A 20,988-nucleotide genomic window follows, 5' to 3' on the forward strand; every position below is an offset into this window, starting at 1 on the left:
ACATATTCAGGCAGAGCGCAACTTGTGGTGCCAGCTTGAAGAGAGTCCCGCTTGCGCTGCCAATCGATTGGCCGACTCGCCCGCTCGTTTGTGTGCAGCCAGTTGACCCGAATGTCGGGCCTTGCTCTTGACAACGCCATGGGACCGGCGGGGACATTGGTTCCAAGGATTGGTCATGAAAGGAATTCGCGCATCGATGGATAATTTCGTGAACGACATCATGATCGAGGTTGCTGAGATGCTTCCGGCAGTGACTCAGAAAGAGTGGATTTCCACCGACGAACTGCCTATCGACTCGCCGAACTTCCCACACGATCTGGAGCCGGCAATGCGACCGAAATCTCCAGGCACGGCGCCGGCGCAAGGAGCCTTGGACTCCGGCCGAGTTCCCACGCACGACGCGACGTCGCGGGATGATATTGCGCGTTCGCCAGTGGCTGCAGATTCAATCAATCACGTCACTCGCCTGGGCGGCGCGCATGGCATCAAGCGCCAAGCGAACGGCATCGGCGTCTGCGACGCGGGGCTGGGTCGGCCTGAAAATTAAGCGGCCGTTTCGGTACTCCAATCCCTTGCTATCGCGCCATTGTGCGGCCGCCGGCTTGTTGTGCAATGTGATCGCGATGGCGCTAGGGCCCACATCGACTTTGGCCACACCCAGTTCCGACGCTGCTATTCGCAACCTGGCAAGCTCCAGCAAAACGGCCACCTCGCCAGGCATGTCTCCAAAGCGGTCCTCGAGCTCTTCGCTGAATGCATCGAGGTCCGAGCCCGAACGCATCCGAGAGAGCCGCGCATAAAGGCCAACACGCACCGTCGGCTCGTTGACATAACTTTCGGGGAAAGCCCCTTTTTCCGAGCCGGCGATGTCGGCAAGTTGCTTTTCGGGACCAGGCCCTCCTCCAGCCGCCGAAACCGCCCGCTCCAGCAAGTGCTCATAGAGGCCGGCTCCGAGCAGCTTCATATGTCCAGCCTGATCTTCGCCGAAGAGATCTCCGGCACCGCGCAGGTCGAGGTCCCTTTGGCTGATCGCCAAGCCGGAGCCGAGCCGATCGAGCGCAAGCATCGTCGAAAGTCGGGCCTTGGTGCTGTCGGCCAGTTCAACGCCAGGCTCGGTCAGAAGAAACGCAATGGCCTGCACCACTCCTCTACCGACCCGGCCGCGGAGCTGGTGCAGCTGTGCCAGACCGAAGCGATCCGCTCGCCAAACAATGATGGTGTTGGCCCGCGGCACATCAAGCCCGCTCTCGATGATGTCGGTGCTCAACAAGATGTCTCCATCACCGTCGGCGAAACCGACCATGACTTCGTCCAGCTGTCTCCTTTCATTTCGCCATGCGCCGTCTTAACCTCGAGTTCCGGCGCCAGTCTGTTGAGCTGGTCGCAGACCGGGGCGATGTCCTCGATGCGCGGGACCACGAAGAAGCTCTGTCCACCCCTTTGAAATTCACGCAAAGGGCGGCGCGCACCGATGCTGGATCGAACGCTGACAGGACCGTGCGGACCGGACGCCTTTTGGCGGGCGGAGAGTTTAGAACGCTGACATCCTGGATGCCCGACAGCGCCGATTGCAGCGTCCGGGGTATCGGCGTGGCGCTCATGCTCAGCGTGTGAAGCCGGCGCGCCATGTTCCGCAGGGCCTGCTTCAACTTGACACCGAACCGGTGCTCCTCGTCGATCACCAGCAGCCCAAGATTGGCAAAGTCGACGCTCTTGGCGGCTAGCGCTTGAGTACCCACCACGACCGCAACCTGCCCACTGCGCAGGCCCTCTTTTGTCGCTCTTGCTTCCGCTGCCCCGACCATTCTTGAAAGGTGCGCAACCTGGAGGCCCGTTCCTGCGAAGCGGCGGCTGAACGTCTCGTAGTGCTGGCGTGCCAACACCGTTGTCGGCGCTATGATCGCAACTTGTTTCTCGCACAGAGCAACGGCGGCGCAAGCGCGCAGGGCCACCTCTGTCTTGCCGAAGCCGACATCGCCGCAGACCAGCCTGTTCATTGTTTTCCCCGACGACAGGTCGTCAAGCACGGCGCGGATGGCGGCAGCCTGGTCGGCAGTCTCGGTATAGGGAAATTTCGCTGCAAATCGGGCCAAGTCGGCGCGCGAGGGCTTTATGATCTCGGCAGGCTGGCTGGACCTGACTTCGGCAAGGCTCACCAGGCGCTTGGCGAGCCAGTCGATCTCGCGCAACGCCGCTTCGCGTCGCCTGGGCCAGCCTTCGCCGTTAAGCCGATCGAGTGGTACTGCATCGGGCTCCGAGCCGTAGCGCCATATCCGCCCAAACTCATCGACCGGAACCAGCAAGGAAGCTCCGCCATGATATTCCAGCCTGACGACATCCTGTTGCTGGCCGGCCAGATCGACCTGTTCGACTGCCACGAGCACGCCCAGGCCATGATCTTCATGAACGACGACATCGCCAATGCGCAACTCGGGTTCGAACATAGTCCTGGCCGCGTTGCCATCCACCTTCAAGGCGGAACCAAATAGGTCCGTTGCGGTCACCACCGCGATGCCGGATTGCGCATCGACAAACCCTTCGTCGAGGACGAATTCAGCCTTCAGAAGTGAGCCTCGCGCCGCCGAAAGGATTTGCGGCCAGTCGGCCGCTTTCTCCCCCGGCGGCCCAGCTTCCTGTCGAGCAGGCGATCGGCTCGCTGCAGTTCAGACACATCGCCGGTGAACACCACGCGGACCCCGGCGCTCGCCTGAGCCGTCACGAATTCCGCGAACCCATGCCCGGGTCGAGCTTGGCGAAAGAATTTGGGGACTCGAGAGGCAGAAGCGGCAAGTCTCATGTGGCGGCTACGCACGGCAGCATCCCACTCGTCACGCGACAGGTAAAATTGCGTCGGCAAGGGTTTTGCCGGTCCGGCAACCTCCTGCCTGGCACGACGTGCATCCTCGACCAGATCGAGAATTCGATCGAGCGGCGGACCATCGATCCCTTCAAGGAAGGATATCGAGGCGCTGGATGTTGCATCGAAGACCGAGGGCATGCCGCCATACAACGCGACGAGACGCTCTTCCATCGAGGTCGCGCGCATGGCTGCCAACGCGGGATGGTCCCCGGCTTTTAAAATCAGCTCGGATGCCGGTCCCACGGTGATGGAGCGACGCATCTGTTCGCTGAGCTGGCTGGCTGGATCGTAAGTCTTGATTTCGCGGACGCAGCCGTCCGGACCGATGACGATACGAACCGGTCCATCGTCGCCAGCGGGAAAGATATCCATGAGGTCGCCCCGAAAAGCTATCTCACCCGGTTCGTCGACCCGCTCGTCGACGACATAGCCGATTGCTTCGGACCTCATTCTGAAATCGTCCCGGTCGAACTTTTGCCCCACCTCCAGAACATCGAACCCGCCGGCGATGACCGGAGCGGGCGGCACCCGCTGCAGACTGGCTTCGATGGACATGACAGCGATGCGCGCACGATCGGGCTTGGTTGCGATCTGGCGCAGCGCACGAAGCCTTCGCCCCATACTGGCGCGTGTTGGCCACACCCTATCGTAGGGTAGGCAATCCCAGGACGGCAGGAAAATGATCTCCGCGTGGGGCAGGAACTGACGCAAAGCCGCGGCAATCTCCTCGGCACTGCGTTCCGAGGCGGCTATGTGGAAGACGTGCTTGTCAGGACGGGCTTCCAGGCCGCCGGCCAGCGCTGCCGCGATTGCTGAAGATGGCGGGCCGCCCTGCTCTATCGCGAACCCGTTTTCATCCGTGTGACCGATTTGTTCGACATCCGTATGCGCAATATGCCTGTTCACTGATAATCTCACCTTGCCACCGGGAGAACGTCAGCAGAGCCACCCCGTTCCTGGTGGCGCGCATCAAAAGTGTTCCAGCACCGGGCGGACGCGCTTTGAAACGAGGCGAGCGACAGGATCGAGCTGCGCCGTGATGAGTTGGCTCCCAACCAGGCTGTAAGCGGGACATTTTCGGATCGGGCCTATGTCACAGGTTAATGCGTCACTGCCTCGGCTCACCTATGGCTGCTTGAAAACGGTAGCTTCGATCATTCCGGGATCTCCAATCACGCTCGCTGCCGGCGGAACGCTGCGTGCCGAACAACGTCAAGCGGCGCCGCCTCTGGGGCCGTTCATGCGTTTCCATGCGAATTGCCACAATAACGATCACCACGCGACGCCCATCGCTCCGGGAGCCGTCACCGGCTGACCGGAACTTTTGGCGCGACTAACAGTTCGATCAACACATCAGCTAGGTCACTAATTTGTCTACCACTTCGCCCTCGGATGTGCTCATTCGCAAGCTCCAGACCATCTCGGATGTTCGGGAGGCCGACATCGGCGTTCTGAGAGGCATTCCGATCCAGGAGAAGGATTTTTCTGCCAACCATGACCTAGTGCGTGAGGGCGACCGTCCTGTTTACTCGTTCGTCGTTCTAGATGGGCTGGTCGGGTCCACCAAGCATACTGGCGAAGGAAAACGACAGATCACCTCCTTCTTTGTGGCCGGCGACATTCCTGATCTGCACGGGCTGCATCTGTCGGTCATGGATTGTAACTTCTCGACCCTTACGCCAGCTCGAATAGGTTTCATGCGGCACGACACTATCCGCAGTATTTGCGACCAGCACCCTCGCATCGCCACCGCTTTTTGGCGGTCGACGTTGATCGATGCCGCGATCTACAGAGAGTGGGTCACCAATGTGGGAAGACGCGAGGGTTACACGCGCATGGCTCACATCCTGTGCGAGCTGATTTGTCGCCTGCGCTCGGTCGGACGCATCCAGGATCACGTGGCGGATCTCCCCATTACACAGGCAGCCCTTGGCGATGCGCTGGGTCTTTCCACGGTCCACGTCAACCGCATGCTTCAGGAACTACGACGCAAAGGCCTGATCGCCACCACGGGATCAAAAGTGCATGCACTGGACTGGGCCGGCCTCACTCATGCAGGAGATTTCGACACGACCTACCTGCATCAAAGGAACCCCGCTGACCAGTTGTGACGGAAGCTCTCCGATGAGACGATTTTACTTCGACAGCGGCGATCGCGATGTGTTCTTCGAGGATGAGATAGGGGTCGAATGTGCTGGCCTCGAGGAAGTGCGACAAGCGGGATTCGAAGGCCTGATCGACCTCACGAGAGAGTCGCTGAAGAGCGTCGACGGGCAGCAATTGTTTGTCGAGGTGCGTGATGAAAATGGCGACAAGATTTTGCGGCTGAGCCTCTCACTTCAAGTCAAATTGATGAAATAATTTGGACCCGCCTTCAGCGTCAGGCCAACCGGATTGGCACTGCATGGATCCGCTGCGGGCAACTCCTGCCAGGAACACGACATCGCAATCATTTGGCCACCACTGGCCGATGGCGGGCGAAGCCGATTGCTGATCAACCCCGCTTCCGTGCGGTCTCTTCACATGGGCCGATACCATCGGGCGGCCGATCAGCTGACCGTTTAACCCGCAGCCTTGACCGGGCCGGTTCCTTCGCCCGCCGCGGTTTGTCCCGGGTGAGCGGGAACCATCAGAGAGCCGCCGAGTTCGACCCCGGACAAGCTCGGGATCTGAACATGGAAGAAATCGGCAAGGCACAACAAAAAGCCATTGCCCGCCTGATACGGCAGTGGATTTCATCGGAGGCCAATCGTCGCCAGCTTCGCCAATTGCTGGGTCGGCCGACAGATGCGGACATGCCCCGTGAGCATCGGTCTTTGCTTGACGAACTCGACCGAAAGCTCAAGCAATGAACCCGCGCCTGCTTTCAGGAGGGCTGCCGAGGAGGATCGACTGCGACAGGCGCCCAATTTTCTTTGGCCCTTGGAACCGCAGGTCAACGCGGTGGTTCATGTTATCTGCGAGATGGGCACTGAAATGAAACGAAAACCTCACGAAGCCAGCCGGGTGATGAAAGGACAGGAACTTGAGGTCGAACATCTGGTTGAGGTCACCGACATTGATCCCAAGCAGGCGCGAACACTTCTCCGCCGGCATGGCGCCGATTGGCCGAAGCTCAAGGACGAGGCGGAAGCTCTGAAGAAGGAAGACTAGCCGTCACCTTCCCAGCGGCTGTCGAGAAAGCTGTTCAAGTTCGTTCTCGTCCGTTATCCCGGCTTGGTAATAAGCCAGGATGCGCGACGCCCGCCGTTCTTTCTCGGCTTCAGTCTCGTTTTCGAGATTGCTGCGCGCCAGGACGCGGCTCAATACGGCAAGCTCCGATGGCGTAAAGTCGTCTCTTGCATCTCAACTTCCGCGCCGCCCGCCTTGGGGGAGCCGAGGAGGGCTGAAGCGGCGGGGTTCCAGTCTCCGATGCCGGGACAATAGGGATTGTGCAACAACTGCCCGGCGCCGTCCAACGTCGGATGGAAAGAATGTTCCGTGCGGTTTCATGGGGCGAGAATAAAAAGTGCCAAGACGCCGATGTTCTGGGTCTGCGCCGCGGAAGGACGGCGTAGGATACGGGATGCGTTGCCGGCAGGTGGCTAGTCAACGTTCCGAGCCGAGGTCCGATTCCTAGATCTGAGTTTCTGGACCCTGCTGCGCGTTTAAGAGTTGAGAAACAGCAGTTATGATCTGCGGCAGAAAAAAGGGCTTGGTGATCATTATACTGTTGGGCACGCCTTCCGCTCCCCACTCTACCGCGCTGTCGCCGCTGATGTAGACAACCGGCATGGTCGAGTTTGATCTTCGCAAATGCCGCGCGACCTCCCACCCCGATTGTCCCGGTCCTAAACGGATGTCGGTGAGAACGGCCTTGAACCTGGTTGGATCGGGGTCGAAAACCGCCAGCGCCTCGGCGGCAGTTCGGACGCCCACGACCTGGAAGCCGACTTCCTCCAAAGCTGACTCGAGGTCGAGCAGGATCATCGCCTCGTCTTCGACGATCAGAACAGCACCTTCGATCATCCGGCATCTTCCCAAGTCGCCACCGATACTACGTTTTCGGCGGCAACTTGGTTCCATCTGACACGCCACCGGCCTTTCGATTGAATTTGAAGCTCTGCACTGACGCGATTGCGTGACGTCATAGCCGACTTGGAGAACGCCGAACGGAATTAGCTGCCGCAACAGCCTCAGGGGCCAGACCATGGGGCTAATCACGGGCCTGTAGCCGACCCTTGAGCCCGCAGCGAGGTTCGTTGGCTGCAGGCCCTTGTCGGGTCGATCCGCTGCCGCGGCTTGCCTACGATGTCTTCGATCTTCCCTTTTCCTCATCTTTTGACGCTTGCTGGATTTGTGTCATCACCTTGCGGGGATCGACGTTCTCGGCCAGTTGCGGCAGCTCCTTGTCGGCCGGGGTCGAGACGTTCAGACGCGCCGTCAGGGCAGCCACCATCTCGATCAGTCGCGTGGTTTCATGTTCGTTGAGAAGGCTGATCTGCAAATCCAGTTCCGCTCGGCGCTCGCTGTGTTCGACCATTCTGTTCTGGTTGATCAGCACGAAAGTCGACAGGAAAATTGCCTCAACCGAGGCGACCATGGCCAGGATCACAAAAGTCGGGTCCCAAGCTGGGATGGCTGGTATCGCGCCAAGGTTCGCAAGGATCCAGGCGACGAGAATTGCGAGATGCAGATAGACGAAAGTCATGCTTCCCGCGAAGCGCGAAATGGCGCCGGCAATCTGCACCTGAAATCCTTGCTGCTCCTCCTGTTTTCGCCTGTGATCGATCAGGGCCTGTATGTTTTGGTGGAGCACCGAGTGCATATCGGCTGGACTTTGGTTGCTCATTTGGAAAACCCGTTTGAACGACGATTTGGTGCAAGCGGCCTCACATGTCGCCCGCCTGGAACCCCTGCCAGGCCGGACCGGTGCCGGCGGCCCTCGGGGGAAGAGGCGTGCCGTGCCGCAATCGTGTGCACCATGCCGACCACTGCCTGCGGGGCGCTCTGATGAACCATATGGCCGGCGCCTCGGACAACCTCGAGGAAAGATCCACCGACTTCGGCATGCAGGCGTCGTGCATCGCGTTCTGCATCGAACAGCCGGTCTCCAGATCCCGCCAGGATGCCGGTCGGCACGGAAATGTCCTTATAGCTGGCCTTCCTCAACAGGGCCGCGGCCAGCATAGATGCTGACTCCGAACAAACCGCCCGCAGTTGGGAAGGACGGCTGGCGGCATCCTTGGCAAATGCGGCGAAGTCGCTGGCGACCGCGGCGGGTCGAAAGATCTTCTCCATTACCCAAGGCCAGGCAAGCCTCACAAGCGGCGGCAGCAAGGTGTGGCGACACGCAGTGCCGATCACAGGCAATACAGGGAGCGCGGCCAGTGCAAGATCCAGCCGCGGTGGCGGATAGTAATAACCTGAGACCAGCACAATGCCGGCGATCGACGGAGAATGCCTGCGCGCCAACTCGAGGGCGATCCAAGCTCCCCAGGAATGTCCAAGCACCAAATATTTTTCTATGCCCAGCCGGCTGACGGCGCCATGTATGAGATCGGCCTGCTCGCAAGCCGACCAGCGCCGGCCGCGCGGCCGTGAACTTCGCCCAAAGCCGGGGCGGTCAAATGCGAGCACCCGGTAGGTCTTTGCCGCCTCATCGAAGACGCCGCTCGACCTGAAATCCTCCGCCATGGATCCGTTGCCGTGCAGGAGAAGCAGCGGCATGCCGGTTCCGGCTTCGATAAAATGCAGGCGCAGACCCTCGATCGCCATCACACGTCCGTTCGCCCGGCTGGCGATCGCACGTTTGGCGCGGATGGCGTTGTATCCCGCCAGTGCAGCCAATGCGGTGACAAGCAGCCCGGCCGCCAGTTTCGATCCATCTCTGTCGAACGCCATGCTCGTGCCTGTTGGAAGCTGTCTGCGTGAGCCCAACCTTCGGGGTCACAGCTTGTTCCGCCAGAGCAGGACAACGCTGCACAGCCGGCGAAACCTTCCTGACGATTGGCGGTTATGCTGGTTGGCCAGATAAACTACCAAATGGAGAGCACCATTGAATGGGTCGCCTTGCAGCGTCAGATGATCCGGGTCGCGACCTTCAATGTGAACGGCGTCAATGGGCGATTGCCGGTTCTGCTCAAATGGCTGGGCGAGACGCAGTACGACATCGTTTGTCTTCAGGAATTAAAGACATCGGACGAGAAATTTCCGGCCGATGCCATCGGGAACGCCGGCTACGGGGCTATATGGCATGGGCAGAAGTCCTACAACGGCGTAGCCATTCTCGCTCGAGGCAAGCAGCCGCAGGAACGTCGCCGCGGCTTGCCGGGTGACTCCGATGACACGCATAGCCGTTACATCGAGGCGGAGATCGACGGCCTCGTCGTCGGCTGTCTCTACTTGCCCAATGGCAACCCAGCGCCCGGCCCGAAGTTCGACTACAAGCTCCGCTGGTTCGAGCGGCTGATCGACTACGGACGGCTCCTGATCAGAGACTCGCCTGCCAGCGTGCTCTGCGGCGACTATAATGTTGTGCCGACGCCGATCGACGCCGCCGTCCCGGCTCGATGGCTCGGTGATGCCGTCTACTTTCCGGAGAGCCGGCAAGCTTACGCCGACATGCTTGCTGACGGCTGGATCGACGCGGTCAGGCTGATCCATCCCGCAAGGCGGATCTACACCTACTGGAATTTCTCCTACCGGGGTGGTTACGACCGCAGCTCCGGCCTTCGGATGGACCATCTCCTCGTAAGCCCCTCGCTCATGGACAGGCTGGGTGGCGCGGATGTGGACGTCGCGGCGCGGGGATGGGAAAAGCCGAGCGATCACGCGCCCGCCTGGATCGAGTTGGACTGGCCAGGCTGAATGGAAATCCGAGCTTCAGCCCGACCAATGACGCCAGGCCCTTCCGCTTGCCTAGACTGCTCCGAATTCTCGGACGCGGCGATCAGATCCTGGAAACCGAGGTGGCGAGAGATAACCCGCCTCGTCGTAAACTGTCGCCACCCAACTGGTCGGATCCGCGCCATCAAGCATGGTTTGCTTGGCGGCGCGCTTCGTTTCCCTGCCAGCCTGATCCCGATCAGCCATGTTGGCAAAAGATTGCAGGCTCCGGCATGCCTTCGATGAAGTCGAAGCGAAATTTCGGCATCGATCCCTGCTGCCGATGATGCCAAAAGCCTGCCGTTGCTGGCAAATTTGGATCAACGCGAGCGTCTCGAAAAGCATGCAGCGGATGCACAACCGCAAGCGCGCCAAACTATGCGGATGGCGGCCGTGGCGTTTCCGCAATGTGGATTTCAGATATCCTGTTCGAGATGGTCGTGAGGAAATTCAAGCGGGAAATCAAAGAGTAGCAACGCTCCCTGAGGTCGTGTCCCCACAGGTGGTGTAGCTCGGCGGTAGTGAAGCCGCTCGCGAGTGCGCCGTTAGTCGCGCTGTAGCGAGCGAGCGGCTTTGCGGTGGTCATCGGCGCTTTCCGGTAGGGTTTGGTTGTTGACGCCAACCCAATTCGGAAGGACCACCGATGACCGACGACATGATGAACCTGCGCACGCTCGTGGAGAAGACCCCGGATGCCGATCTCCTGCGCGAGATGATCGGCTTTGCCGCCGAGCGGCTGATGGAAATGGAGGTTGGGGCCGCCACCGGCGCCGCCTATGGCGAGAAGAACCCGTTGCGCACGGCCCAGCGCAACGGCTATCGCGAGCGCGACTGGGAGACGCGCGCCGGCACCGTCGAGCTGCGCATCCCGAAGCTCAGGAAGGGCAGCTATTTCCCCGGTTTCCTCGAACCGCGCCGCATGGCCGAGAAGGCGCTGACCGCCGTCATCCAGGAGGCCTACGTCCAGGGTATCTCGACCCGCTCGGTTGACGACCTGGTCAAGGCCATGGGGATGAGCGGCATTTCGAAGAGCCAGGTCTCGCGGCTGTGCGAGGAGATCGACGGCAAGGTCAAAGCGTTCCTTGAAAGACCCATCGAGGGCGACTGGCCCTATCTGTGGATCGACGCCACCTACCTGAAGGTGCGCCGCGGCGGCCGCATCGTCTCGGTCGCCGTCATCATTGCCGTCGGCGTCAACGCGGACGGCCGGCGCGAGGTGCTGGGCATGGAGATTGGCACCTCGGAGGCCGAGCCGATCTGGACGGAGTTCCTGCGCAAGCTGACCCGCCGCGGCCTGCGCGGCGTCAAGCTCGTCGTCTCCGATGCCCATGAAGGCATCAAGGCGGCCGTCACCAAGGTGCTGTGCGCGACATGGCAGCGCTGCCGCGTCCACTTCATGAGGAACGTGCTGGCCCATGCCGGCAAGAGCGGCCGCAGGGTCGTCTCCGCTTTCATCGCCACCGCCTTCGCCCAGGAAACGCCCGAGGCCGCAAGCGTGCAATGGCGCGCCGTCGCCGACCAGATCCGGCCGAAGGTGCCGAAGTTGGCGACAATCATGGACGACGCCGAGCCCGACGTGCTGGCCTACATGACCTTCCCGAAAGAACACCGCGCCAAGCTGCACTCGACCAATCCGATCGAGCGTCTCAACGGCGAGATCAAGCGGCGCACCGAGGTCGTCGGAATCTTCCCGAACGACGATGCGATCGTGCGTCTGGTCGGCGCAATCCTGCTCGAACAGAACGATGAATGGGCAGTGCAGCGGGCCAGATATATGACTCTGGAAACGATCAGCCAGATGAGCGATGATCCCCTGATCAGCTTGCCAGCCGTGGCGCGCTGATCAGCCCGGCCCATGCCGGAGAGCACGGCGACCAATGCCGTCAGCTACACCACTCCCCGGGACACGATCCTCCCTGATCTTCCCGGCGCTGCCCTGGAACAATTGATGCCGTTTCGGCGTTGCGAGCCAATGCTCCAACCCTCCAACGACAACGCCTCTATTGTGAACTTGCATAATGCGCGAATGCGTCCCGGACCTCCATGCGAACACGGGCAAGTTCCTCAACCAAAGCATGCGTTAGCGCCCGCTGCTGCGCTAGGCTTGACCGCAGGGCGCGAGCGAGCACAATCTCATTGAAGGCGTAGGGGCAAGCATGGCCGGAAAAACGGCCATTGGGGAAATCTTCACCCCCGTATAGCACGCCTCGCAGGCTATCTCCTAATCTGCTCGTGGAATATATAATCGCCGCTGAATATTGCGGAACAAAAGGAGATCAAACGCGTTTTGCCGTTCTGCGTATGGAGAACGAAATGCAAGCTTCGGCCCGAGAAAAAAGCGATAACATCAACAAGAATCCTGACGATTGGACGACTGGTGACGAGCCAATGACTCCGTCGCAGGCTTCCTAACTGAAAACATTGTGTGAGCAGGCGAACGACGACAAAAGCTACGCCGAAGATCTCAGCAAAGCCGAGGCCTCGAAGCGCATTGATGCGCTAAGGGCGAAGCTGAAGCTTTGAAGGCGGTGGGCCTACCGTTCCGGGCATCACGAGCAGCGATGTGCGACTTGCGCAAGTTACCCATAACGTTCTTCCCATCATAGCTGCGCGTCAGGGTATGCCCTCAGGTGGCGTAACACCCAGGCGGCGCATCGGGCCTTTCACAAAATCCCTGCACTTGGAAAGTTCCACGCCACTGCTGTCTGCGCTTCTGAGCCATAGAGTTCGATTGCGGCCTTCACTGCATCCCTCGGATCGCCGAAATCTGGAGTCCGCCGCGCAGCGCCATTGTCTGTGTGCATCGAACAATCCTTCCCCGGCGCCGGCTCCATGATGCCCACCTCACGCTGCCTTCTGCTTCTGTTCAGGAACGGAAACGGCCAGTTTCGCTGTCGTAAGCTGCTCCAGTGCGAGCAGTGCCGATTCCACTTCGTCTAGCCGTGTCGGACTCGCGTTTTCAGGCATCCCTTCGGCCGTCGCGAGATCCACAAGATACTCGTTCCGTGCCCAGTTCCGCAGGATGGCGCGTTTCTGGTCGACTGTCAGAAGAGGATCGACAACGAGGTCCATCGGCGATGCATAAAGCGCCTCAGGATCGGCCAATGCCGGTCCATAATGCGAGGCCTGTGAAACGGCACCGTAGCTGCTCGTGAGCAACGCCAGTTGCAGGCGGTTCCAGACAACGTCCCTGCCGGCCTGCACCCGCTTTTCGGCACTGGAAGATTTCGCGGATTTTTCCGCCGCGGGGTTTACCTGAACCGAATAAGCGAGGCCCTGACGTTCGGCATAGTCGATGGCCGCCTGAACCGTTGGAAAATCGAGCTCCACCTGAGTCAGCGTGTCACCACTTCCGGTGTAGCCCATCAGCGGTTCGATGACCGGCGCCATACGCCGCTCGAACACCAGACGCCAGCCTTTCGGCCGCGCACGGCCCGAGGTCGTGACTGAACGGGAAGGCTTGTAGATCCGCGCGACCGCATCACGCGGGAACTCGGATCTGCCGAATGACAGCGCGCGCTTGCGATTGTCGTTTGCCGGTGCGGGATTTTCTGCGGCTTCTTCTTGCTTCTGCATCATTCCATCCTCCCATTTTGCGAAGGATGCGTCGGAGGCGGCTGCCTGCCGCCCCCGACTTGCTCCATGCGTCAGTGGGTGATCGGGATACGCTTCACTTTCGACTGCGCATTAGGGTTCTTCGGCAGCGTCAGGGTCAGGACGCCATTGGCAAAGGTCGCCTTGACCTTGTCGTCCTCGACCTCGTAGCCGAGGGGTATGCGCCGCTCGAAGCGGCCGTAGAAGCGCTCGGAGTAATCCTTCGCGTCGGTCTCCGACCGCTTCTCACCGCGCAGGGTCAGCACGTCCTCATCGAGCAGGACTTGGATGTCCTTCTCTTCCATACCGGGGACCTCGGCGGTGACGCGAAGCTCATTGTCCGACTCCGAAATCTCCACCTTCGGCCAGCCATTGTCGAAAGACGAGAGCTGCCCCACGGAAGGCAAATGCGTCTCGAAGCTCCTCAACACATCGTCAAAGAGCCTGTTTACCTCGCGGTGAAGCGAAACAAAGGGATCGCCACCGCCATAGATGCTGGGAGCCTGGTTGTTGTTGCGGCCCCACGGGATAAGGTCACGCATATTCATCTCATTCACCTCCATGTTCAAGCGTGCGGCACCGGAGGATTCGCCGGTGCCCGTCGCTACCGATTCACTGTGACTTCAGGCTGCGTCCTTCTCGGCCTCGATCTGCCGTGGCTTGGCCTGCGCCGTGCTGCCGGCGATAGCGATCCGGCGCGGTTTCATCTCTTCGGGAAGCTCGCGCTTGAGATCGATGTTCAGCAGCCCGTTTTGCAGGCTGGCGCCGACGACCTTCACATGGTCTGCCAGTTCGAACTGCCGCTCGAAGGCGCGCCCGGGAACGCCGCGATAAAGATACTGGCCGTTGTCCTCACCCGATTGCGAGCCGCTCACGAGCAGCAAGTTCGGTTGATGAGTGATGGTCAGTTGATCCTGCGAGAAACCGGCTACCGCCATTGTGATGCGATAGTCGTCCTCACCGGTCTTGGCGATGTTGTAGGGCGGCCAATTGTCTATCGCGGTGACACGGCTCGCATTTTCGAGCAGATCGAAAATGCGATCGAAGCCGATGCTGGACCGGAACAAGGGGGTAAAATCGAGGTTTGTCTTCATAGCCACATCCTCCTTTGAGCAACATGGATACAAAAGGACGCCAAGAGAGCCTTGACGCCTCCTGACTTAGCGCCGGCCCCATCAGGCGGCCGGCGATTGTCGATTTAGAATGGCGGTTTGCGCGTTCAAGAGGGCGCTTAGGAAAATTTTCAGGCAAGATCCGGACGTATAGGGAAATGCGGCGGTAAGAACGCACTGTGTGGTTCTGCTGGCGAAAATTCGCCAGCAGAAAGGCCCCCTCGGATTCCGGAAGGGCGGCGCTTGGGTTAAAGTCGATCGACCAGTGCTGTGAAACCGGCGGCCGCGACGTCGATCTCGTGACTGCGACCGGCGGCGGGAAGCTTCTCGCATTGATCCAATTGGAGCAACGCGTCCATGATGGCATCGAGGCTGACCGGTTCGGTGACGCCGGGCGGCATGCGCAGTGCCGGCATCGATTCCACTGCACAGGCATCCGATGCCCATGAGGAGAGGATCGCACGCTTCTCCTGGGCCTCGAGCGTCATGTCGTCCAGCACGTCCTGAGGCCGCTTGAAATGCCGTGCCGGATGCAGCAAGCGGTCAAGAAAAACATCAGGGGCTTCGGACCCGACTGGGGCAAAACTTGTCGAAATGGCTCTTTCCATCGGTGGTCCCTCGGCTTTCGATAGGCTCCTCTGTTGACGTCGTTTTGGTGGCTCTCGTGATTTCCACCGGCTGAAATTTTGGAGAGTTTCGACCAAATTTCAATGGTCGCGCAAGGGTGCAGCTTTCGCGGTTCAACACCTCGGGCACCAATTTTTTGGACGCGGTGAAACAATCGGCTTCAATCTCAGTTCGAGCATCCAACAGGCGAGGTCATCCAGCGGCGCCGGCGCGATCCGGACAGGAGAACCGATCATGTCTTACATATCCGGGAAGCAGCTGTGCATGGGCTTGGTCGCAGCAACTCTAATGCTCTCAGCTGGCGGCTTCACTCAGGTTTCAGCACAGGAAATCCCAAACGACTTCAGCGCCATCGTGCGCCAGAAACTGCCGGCGGTGGTTGCCATCACGACCAGGCAGATCATCCAGGATCAAACGACGCTGGACGACTTTCTGAACCCCTTCGACGGGCGCGGGCCTGTCCAGCCGCAAGTGCGGGAAGCGCTGGGCTCCGGCTTCGTCATCAGTCCCGAGGGCTACATCGTCACGAACAATCACGTCGTGGCCAACTCCACCGAAATCCACGTCGTGTTCTCCGACAAGGAGACTTCGCCCGCGCGCCTGGTGGGTCGCGATCCAGCAACCGACATCGCGGTGCTGAAGGTCGATCCACGGCCCAGCATGACCACCACGGCCTGGGGTGATTCCGACGCAATGCAGCCGGGTGCCTGGACGATCGCGATCGGCAGTCCTTTCGGGCTCGGGGGAACCGTTACCGTCGGTGTTCTTTCGGCCCGCTCGCGCGACATCCAGGCCGGCCCTTATGACGATTTCCTCCAGACGGACGCCTCGATCAACAGAGGCAATTCCGGCGGCCCCCTGTTTAACGCACGCGGCGAAGTGATCGGCGTCAACACCGCCATCGTCTCGCCGTCGGGGGCAGCATAGGCATCGGTTTCGCCGTGCCGTCGCGAACCGCGCGGAGCGTCGCCGATCAACTGATCCGCAGCGGTCGGATCGAGCGCGGTTTCATCGGCGTACGCCTCCAGGAGGTGACCCCGTCGCTTGCCGAGGCGCTTGGAATGGCAGGCACCAAGGGAGCGCTGGTCGCTTCGGTTGAGCCAGGCAGTCCGGCGGAGAAGGCCGGCTTACGATCAGGCGATGTAATCACCCGGTTCAACGGCAAGGACATCCAGGGTGTCCATGACTTGACGCTGGCTGCGGCGAACGAAAAGCCAGGGTCGAAAGCCACGCTGACAACGAACCGCGGCGGCTCCCAGCAGGAGGTGGAACTGACCGTCGGTCAACGCAAGGACGAGGAGGTGCAGACCGGTGCTGTTCCGAATCCGGAAGCAGCGGATCAAGCTCTCGGACTGTCGCTCAGTCCCATTCCGGACCAAGCGCGCCAGCAACTCGGTCTGGAACCGGGTGCCACCGGCGTCTTTGTCCAGGGGGTCGCACCGAACAGTCTTGCCGCTGAAAGCGGTCTCAAGCCCGGCGATGTGATCGTCTCGGCAAACAAACTGAAAGTTACCCAGCCTTCGGATGTCCGAGAGGAGTGGGCAAAATCCCGGCAGCAGAACAAGCCTATCCTGTTCCGTATAGAGCGGCAGGGACAATCGCTTTTCGTGGCCGTCTCAAACTCTTGAGCGACTACGTGCAGATGAAGACAGCCCAGATCGCTCTCGGCAACCTTGGCGTTCGACATTGATCTCGCGCATTTAGCCGCGGGCGAGGCGAAAGTCGATCTCAATTTCCAGCGCGTCGGCGACCGGGTCGTCTGCTATCTCGGCGAACGGCAGGAGGGCCTGGTGCCGCTGGCCGTTCGCTCCTAGTAAATCGTAGCCGCAGTGCCTGCCATCGGCTTCGAGAGGCTGCTGGCGTTCGCCTGGCAACTCGGTCTTGAATGTAAAGGAAGTGCTTCCAATCTTTTCCGTGATGTCCAGCCGGCATTCAGCGGTTCGAATACGAGCAGTGCATCTGCGGAATCGATCACCACGTTCAGTTGTTGAAGGGAGGTCACCATGGAAACTGATGCTTTCAAGCAGCCAGTCTTCGTAGGGGAGAATGGCTACATCCAAAAAATCGACTGCGTGATGGATGCCATTGAGTTTTTGGAAGAATGGCCCGTCGAAAAACGAGGCCTCCTCCACGCGGCGGCCTGTGAGGCGTGCTACTCGGCTTACGACGGTCGCAAGCCTGTCGAGGCTGCGCACAAGGCCTTCACGACTTGGGCCCGCAAGATCGGCGTCATCGAAGATGTGCCTACAGCACCGCCGTGGATGACAGGGCCAAAGATCAGCAACGCAGACCTCTTGTGAGAGGTGCGGAAGGTCTTCATCCGACGCAGCTTGCGAGGGCGGCGCCTCTGCGGAGCGATAACACCGACCAGTCGGCGTGGGGTCCGATTAGGCCGGGTTATGTAGCCGACGAGCGTCGCCATCGTGTCCCCGGAGCGATTGCAACGTCGGCGCTTGTTCGCACGGTGCCATCCCCTTTGGCCTGTTGGCCAGCTTCCGCCCGAGTGAGATTATGTGCGCGCCAACCTTCCCCTTCTCGATAGATGCGGGTGGCGAAATCGCTGTCGCTGGCCTGGGTTGCGCTCCACCCTTTACCCGGTCTCTCGGTGAGATTGCTGTCAAACATCTTGCCTCCTCATTCCCGGTATCAGCGCGTGGTTCGCGAACTGCAGGTTGCGATCATCTCGGCCGGCGGCGCGGCACTCCTGGCAATAGATCACCTTGATCAGATCCCAGTTCATGCAGCCATGGTCCGGCCCGAGCCGCTTCGCCATGTCGGCCACGTCTAGCGATTCATCCAGCATGCGCTAAAAAATAGTCCCGGAACATTTTAGACGAAATGAATGTTTCAGGCACCCTGAGGATCGAGGAAGCGCCATGGGCCAAAGATCCAGGCGACCACGAGAGGCTAACTCATTCCGTTGAAGTATAAGGATATGCTCGCACCGATGGTTAGCAAGGCCGATGATGAAGACCTTTTTTGGTCCAACGTGCTTCGCGACAAAAGGTCTATGGCTGGGTGGCGCCGGGCTTGCTGATGATCCAATCGAGCAATCCAGCTTCAACCCGCTCGCACTCGGTGAACTCGAACACAAGACTCTTGGCCAGATCGCGCCACTGACACTCAGGCACTCCGGTTTGCAAGACCAGCTCGCGGAAGACCTTGCGCATAATGTCGGCATCGTACCCGCAGACGCTAATTGGCGCAGTTCGCGTTCTTCGTTCTGACGCCTGGCGAAGGCGTTCTAAAAGCGCGCGCGATGCGGCAATCGTCTGCCGAGTCTGATCCATATCCCGGCGAAATACTGCACTTGCGGCCACGGACTTCCGTCGAGCAAGAAAGGTGGCTTCAACTATCGCACTGGTGATATCTGTGCACGTTACGACCATCGCAGCCTCCCCTGCAGGCAATGGTTAACGTCAACTTTTATAAGCCCGCTGGAATTGGCCCTTCAAGATAAATCCACGGTACGTTTTTTACCAAGGAATTGCCCACCAATCGGCGCGCTCTACGTCGGGCAAGCGGCGATCCTCCCTCGGCTCGTCGCAGTGGCCGGCGCGGCAACCGATTACTTTCACCGGTAGTCGCGCCGGCCATTTTGTCCGCGGGTCAAGGCTTGGCGGCCCGGCGCCTATAGATTGGGATGTAAACAGGAGCCGGCCCTAACCAGCAGGCCGTTTGTGAGCACGGCGCCGCCTATCGCTGAGTCAGCAGCGCTGATCCGGCAGGCGGCGGCTTCGATCGCCACCAGGACGGCGACCAACCACAGCGGGGCGTGGGAGGTTCAAATCGATCATATGTCCGGCTTCGTGTTCGTGATGCGCGCCTGATCTTGTGTGCAAATTGCCCAGACGGCCCGTTGCTTTGGTGGCGGGCTAATTCTTCTCGACCTTAACGGCAACCATGTCCTACACTTAAAAAACGATGCCACGCGGTCTCGGCAGCAACGGCTTCTGTTCCTGAAGGCTATCCGCTCAATCGAGTAGGACGATAGGAATTCGTATTGGCGCTTCTCGTCCATTTTTGAGCAGGCCTATGCGCTTTCACCTGAACTGCAGGATATCGAGAAGCTGCGCAAAGAAGCGATGGCCGCCAGCGATGCACATATCTGACAACTGGCCGTTGGAAAGGATCCGCGCGCCAAGCTTCTTATGTGGCCGACGCGGGCCTTAGTTCGGAGTCGAAGGTGGGATGTTGGCGAACTGAGGTCCCAAGGCGCCGCGCATAGGTCTAGGGTACTTTGCTGGAAATTATGGTTGCCGTAACGTAAACTTGGCACGTTCGTTTCGAACGTGCAGGGTGAGGGCGTTTTCATGAGAGTCGTTATCTTTGGTGCAGCAATCGCGCTGGCCGTCACTGGCGTTGCCGTTGCGAAAGAGAAGAAGCCGATCGTTGCGCAGGCTGCAAACGGATGTTCTGCAAGTCACAGCAAACCAAGCAAGCCGGCTCCCAAGCTCGATTGCAAATCCACCGGCACAGTTGCGCAATCGTCGGTTGGTTCCGCCAATACAATGGCACCGAAGTTGGGATATGACACCAGTCCGTGGTTCGTCCCAACGAGCTTTTAGGCTGAATCGGCCGAGAGCTAAGGCCGCTGCCTCAGGGTGGCGGGCTTCTATTTTTTGTGCGGACGATGCAGCTATTGCTGGTCAGGGCCGCGCGTCACCGTAACGGATGAATGGCGGTCCGGGAGCGCGCCTGTCACCGTTGCGTCAACTCGGCGGCAGCGCCCGATGATTTCACCCCTTGGAGCGCTTGCCAGCCTATTCTTCAGTGTGGTCCGGCATTGGTCAAGCGATGAAAATATCGCGCGCGGCATTTCAATGGGTTTGCAGACAAAAGCCTCGATTGGGCTACACCAAAGCAAGATCATCACTGCTGCAGTTGCCGGGTCCATACGCCAGGCTCCACTTTGGACGAGGTTTTAACGCTGATCGGCCGCCTTTGTTGCACTCCTGGTGGCGGCTAGCACACGGGTTCTTTTCTCCACCGCCTCATCATTATTGGCGCAGACTGATTTTTGGGGATCTCGCATTATTCAGTTCTGTGTGGACATCGCAGCAGATTCGATCGTGTCCCGGGGCGTGGTGTAGCTGACGGCTTGGTCGCCGCGCTGTCCGGCATGGGGCCGGGCTGATCAACGTGCCACGGCTGGCAGGCTGATGAGCGGATCATCGCTCATTTGGCTGATGGTTTCCAGCGTCATGTATCTGGCGCGCTGCACGGCCCATTCATCGTTCTGTTCGAGCAGGATCGCGCCGACGAGGCGCACGATCGCGTCGTCGTTTGGGAAGATGCCGACGACCTCGGTGCGCCGCTTGATCTCGCCGTTGAGGCGCTCGATCGGATTGGTCGAGTGCAGCTTGGCGCGGTGCTCCTTGGGGAAAGTCATGTAGGCCAGCACGTCGGGCTCGGCATCATCCATGATTGTCGCCAGCTTCGGCACCTTGGGCCTGATCTGGTCGGCGACGGCGCGCCATTGCACGGACGCGGCCCCGGGCGTCTCCTGGGCGAAGGCGGTGGCGATGAAGGCCGAGACGACCCTGCGGCCGCTCTTGCCGGCATGCGCCAGCACGTTCCTCATGAAGTGGACGCGGCACCTCTGCCATGTCGCCGACAGCACCTTGATGACGGCCGCCTTGATGCCTTCATGGGCATCGGAGACGACGAGCTTGACGCCGCGCAGGCCGCGGCGGGTCAGCTTGCGCAGGAACTCCGTCCAGATCGGCTCGGCCTGCGAGGTGCCAATCTCCATGCCCAGCACCTCGCGCCGGCCGTCCGCATTGACGCCGACGGCAATGATGACGGCGACCGAGACGATGCGGCCGGAGATATGGCGCCTCGCTACTCCATCATGACATCCGTCATTAGTACGAACCTCATGCCACCAGGCGGTGCCCTTTGGATCGACCGTGGCCAGTTCAGCGT

25 protein-coding genes and 2 pseudogenes are annotated in these 20,988 nt (G+C 60.2%); 13 read left to right on the forward strand and 14 right to left on the reverse strand.

The window, feature by feature from the left end; translation table 11 throughout:
- Positions 1-445: 445 nt before the first annotated feature.
- The 3 genes from ACVDG8_RS08245 to ACVDG8_RS08255 all read right to left on the reverse strand — a co-directional run bounded on the left by ACVDG8_RS08245 (position 446) and on the right by ACVDG8_RS08255 (position 3,766).
- A complete protein-coding gene (locus ACVDG8_RS08245) occupies positions 446-1,303 on the reverse strand; it encodes a TRCF domain-containing protein (RefSeq protein WP_455707628.1) in 858 nt (285 codons plus the stop codon).
- A gap of 22 nt (positions 1,304-1,325) precedes the next feature.
- Positions 1,326-2,444, reverse strand: coding sequence for a DEAD/DEAH box helicase (locus ACVDG8_RS08250; RefSeq protein ID WP_455707629.1), 1,119 nt, complete (start codon positions 2,442-2,444; stop codon positions 1,326-1,328).
- Positions 2,445-2,560: 116 nt separating this feature from the next.
- Entirely contained in the window at positions 2,561-3,766 is a 1,206-nt protein-coding gene (locus ACVDG8_RS08255; protein ID WP_447254271.1) for a hypothetical protein, read from the reverse strand.
- A 464-nt stretch (positions 3,767-4,230) separates the two neighbouring features.
- Here ACVDG8_RS08255 and ACVDG8_RS08260 point away from each other — a divergent pair, with 464 nt between their 5' ends.
- The 4 genes from ACVDG8_RS08260 to ACVDG8_RS08275 all read left to right on the forward strand — a co-directional run bounded on the left by ACVDG8_RS08260 (position 4,231) and on the right by ACVDG8_RS08275 (position 6,013).
- On the forward strand, positions 4,231-4,971 hold the full coding sequence (locus ACVDG8_RS08260; protein WP_447254272.1) for a Crp/Fnr family transcriptional regulator: 741 nt from the start codon (positions 4,231-4,233) through the stop codon (positions 4,969-4,971).
- A 13-nt stretch (positions 4,972-4,984) separates the two neighbouring features.
- Positions 4,985-5,221 (forward strand): DUF6894 family protein, encoded by a 237-nt coding sequence (locus ACVDG8_RS08265; RefSeq protein ID WP_447254273.1) that lies wholly within the window; start codon positions 4,985-4,987, stop codon positions 5,219-5,221.
- A gap of 314 nt (positions 5,222-5,535) precedes the next feature.
- Positions 5,536-5,712, forward strand: coding sequence for a hypothetical protein (locus tag ACVDG8_RS08270; RefSeq protein WP_447254274.1), 177 nt, complete (start codon positions 5,536-5,538; stop codon positions 5,710-5,712).
- Positions 5,663-6,013 (forward strand): hypothetical protein, encoded by a 351-nt coding sequence (locus ACVDG8_RS08275; protein ID WP_447254275.1) that lies wholly within the window; start codon positions 5,663-5,665, stop codon positions 6,011-6,013. The genes ACVDG8_RS08270 and ACVDG8_RS08275 overlap by 50 nt, the downstream gene beginning before the upstream one ends.
- 3 nt (positions 6,014-6,016) lie before the next feature.
- Here the strand turns inward: ACVDG8_RS08275 and ACVDG8_RS08280 are convergent, their stop codons facing one another.
- From ACVDG8_RS08280 to ACVDG8_RS08295, 4 genes are all read right to left on the reverse strand, one after another.
- Positions 6,017-6,166 carry a hypothetical protein gene (locus ACVDG8_RS08280; protein WP_447254276.1) on the reverse strand — a complete coding sequence of 50 codons (150 nt, stop codon included), beginning with the start codon at positions 6,164-6,166 and terminating at the stop codon, positions 6,017-6,019.
- Between the two features lie 309 nt (positions 6,167-6,475).
- Positions 6,476-6,868, reverse strand: a complete 393-nt coding sequence (locus ACVDG8_RS08285) for a response regulator transcription factor (protein WP_447254277.1) — start codon at positions 6,866-6,868, stop codon at positions 6,476-6,478.
- Positions 6,869-7,145: 277 nt separating this feature from the next.
- The gene (locus ACVDG8_RS08290) at positions 7,146-7,691 is read right to left on the reverse strand and encodes a DUF1003 domain-containing protein (protein ID WP_447254278.1); all 546 of its coding nucleotides are present in this window, start codon (positions 7,689-7,691) and stop codon (positions 7,146-7,148) included.
- Positions 7,688-8,617 carry an alpha/beta fold hydrolase gene (locus ACVDG8_RS08295; protein ID WP_455707817.1) on the reverse strand — a complete coding sequence of 310 codons (930 nt, stop codon included), beginning with the start codon at positions 8,615-8,617 and terminating at the stop codon, positions 7,688-7,690. Before ACVDG8_RS08295 ends, ACVDG8_RS08290 begins: the two co-directional genes overlap by 4 nt.
- A gap of 306 nt (positions 8,618-8,923) precedes the next feature.
- Here ACVDG8_RS08295 and xth point away from each other — a divergent pair, with 306 nt between their 5' ends.
- A complete protein-coding gene (gene xth / locus ACVDG8_RS08300; protein ID WP_447257267.1) occupies positions 8,924-9,709 on the forward strand; it encodes an exodeoxyribonuclease III in 786 nt (261 codons plus the stop codon).
- Positions 9,710-9,760: 51 nt separating this feature from the next.
- On the opposite strand, the gene ACVDG8_RS08305 is transcribed toward xth, so the two are convergent.
- Positions 9,761-10,072: a hypothetical protein gene (locus tag ACVDG8_RS08305; protein ID WP_447254280.1), complete on the reverse strand. Its 312-nt coding sequence runs from the start codon at positions 10,070-10,072 to the stop codon at positions 9,761-9,763.
- Positions 10,073-10,370: 298 nt separating this feature from the next.
- Here ACVDG8_RS08305 and ACVDG8_RS08310 point away from each other — a divergent pair, with 298 nt between their 5' ends.
- Positions 10,371-11,570 carry an IS256 family transposase gene (locus ACVDG8_RS08310; protein ID WP_023780675.1) on the forward strand — a complete coding sequence of 400 codons (1,200 nt, stop codon included), beginning with the start codon at positions 10,371-10,373 and terminating at the stop codon, positions 11,568-11,570.
- Positions 11,571-12,028: 458 nt separating this feature from the next.
- Positions 12,029-12,250, forward strand: a pseudogene (locus ACVDG8_RS08315) (DUF3072 domain-containing protein).
- Between the two features lie 321 nt (positions 12,251-12,571).
- Here ACVDG8_RS08315 and ACVDG8_RS08320 read toward each other — a convergent pair.
- From ACVDG8_RS08320 to ACVDG8_RS08335, 4 genes are all read right to left on the reverse strand, one after another.
- On the reverse strand, positions 12,572-13,303 hold the full coding sequence (locus tag ACVDG8_RS08320) for an NADH dehydrogenase ubiquinone Fe-S protein 4 (protein ID WP_447257268.1): 732 nt from the start codon (positions 13,301-13,303) through the stop codon (positions 12,572-12,574).
- A gap of 71 nt (positions 13,304-13,374) precedes the next feature.
- On the reverse strand, positions 13,375-13,869 hold the full coding sequence (locus ACVDG8_RS08325) for an Hsp20/alpha crystallin family protein (protein ID WP_447254281.1): 495 nt from the start codon (positions 13,867-13,869) through the stop codon (positions 13,375-13,377).
- Positions 13,870-13,944: 75 nt separating this feature from the next.
- The gene (locus ACVDG8_RS08330) at positions 13,945-14,415 is read right to left on the reverse strand and encodes an Hsp20 family protein (RefSeq protein WP_447254282.1); all 471 of its coding nucleotides are present in this window, start codon (positions 14,413-14,415) and stop codon (positions 13,945-13,947) included.
- 266 nt (positions 14,416-14,681) lie between these two features.
- Complete coding sequence (locus ACVDG8_RS08335) at positions 14,682-15,041, reverse strand: hypothetical protein (RefSeq protein WP_447257269.1); 360 nt, start codon at positions 15,039-15,041, stop codon at positions 14,682-14,684.
- Positions 15,042-15,294: 253 nt separating this feature from the next.
- Here ACVDG8_RS08335 and ACVDG8_RS08340 point away from each other — a divergent pair, with 253 nt between their 5' ends.
- From ACVDG8_RS08340 to ACVDG8_RS08355, 4 genes are all read left to right on the forward strand, one after another.
- Positions 15,295-15,987, forward strand: coding sequence for a trypsin-like peptidase domain-containing protein (locus tag ACVDG8_RS08340; protein WP_455707630.1), 693 nt, complete (start codon positions 15,295-15,297; stop codon positions 15,985-15,987).
- 14 nt (positions 15,988-16,001) lie between these two features.
- The gene (locus ACVDG8_RS08345) at positions 16,002-16,688 is read left to right on the forward strand and encodes a PDZ domain-containing protein (protein WP_455707631.1); all 687 of its coding nucleotides are present in this window, start codon (positions 16,002-16,004) and stop codon (positions 16,686-16,688) included.
- A 45-nt stretch (positions 16,689-16,733) separates the two neighbouring features.
- Positions 16,734-16,874 carry a hypothetical protein gene (locus ACVDG8_RS08350; protein WP_447254284.1) on the forward strand — a complete coding sequence of 47 codons (141 nt, stop codon included), beginning with the start codon at positions 16,734-16,736 and terminating at the stop codon, positions 16,872-16,874.
- Between the two features lie 189 nt (positions 16,875-17,063).
- Positions 17,064-17,360, forward strand: coding sequence for a DUF982 domain-containing protein (locus ACVDG8_RS08355; RefSeq protein WP_447254285.1), 297 nt, complete (start codon positions 17,064-17,066; stop codon positions 17,358-17,360).
- A gap of 317 nt (positions 17,361-17,677) precedes the next feature.
- Here the strand turns inward: ACVDG8_RS08355 and ACVDG8_RS08360 are convergent, their stop codons facing one another.
- Entirely contained in the window at positions 17,678-17,842 is a 165-nt protein-coding gene (locus ACVDG8_RS08360) for a hypothetical protein (protein WP_447254286.1), read from the reverse strand.
- A 181-nt stretch (positions 17,843-18,023) separates the two neighbouring features.
- Here ACVDG8_RS08360 and ACVDG8_RS08365 point away from each other — a divergent pair, with 181 nt between their 5' ends.
- Positions 18,024-18,287, forward strand: a complete 264-nt coding sequence (locus tag ACVDG8_RS08365; RefSeq protein WP_447254287.1) for a hypothetical protein — start codon at positions 18,024-18,026, stop codon at positions 18,285-18,287.
- Positions 18,288-19,373: 1,086 nt separating this feature from the next.
- Complete coding sequence (locus tag ACVDG8_RS08370) at positions 19,374-19,628, forward strand: hypothetical protein (RefSeq protein WP_447254288.1); 255 nt, start codon at positions 19,374-19,376, stop codon at positions 19,626-19,628.
- A 569-nt stretch (positions 19,629-20,197) separates the two neighbouring features.
- Here ACVDG8_RS08370 and ACVDG8_RS08375 read toward each other — a convergent pair.
- Positions 20,198-20,887 (reverse strand): annotated as a pseudogene (locus tag ACVDG8_RS08375) (IS256 family transposase); the annotation flags it as partial.
- Positions 20,888-20,988: the final 101 nt, after the last annotated feature.

The organism is Mesorhizobium sp. ORM8.1 (genome assembly GCF_053005525.2).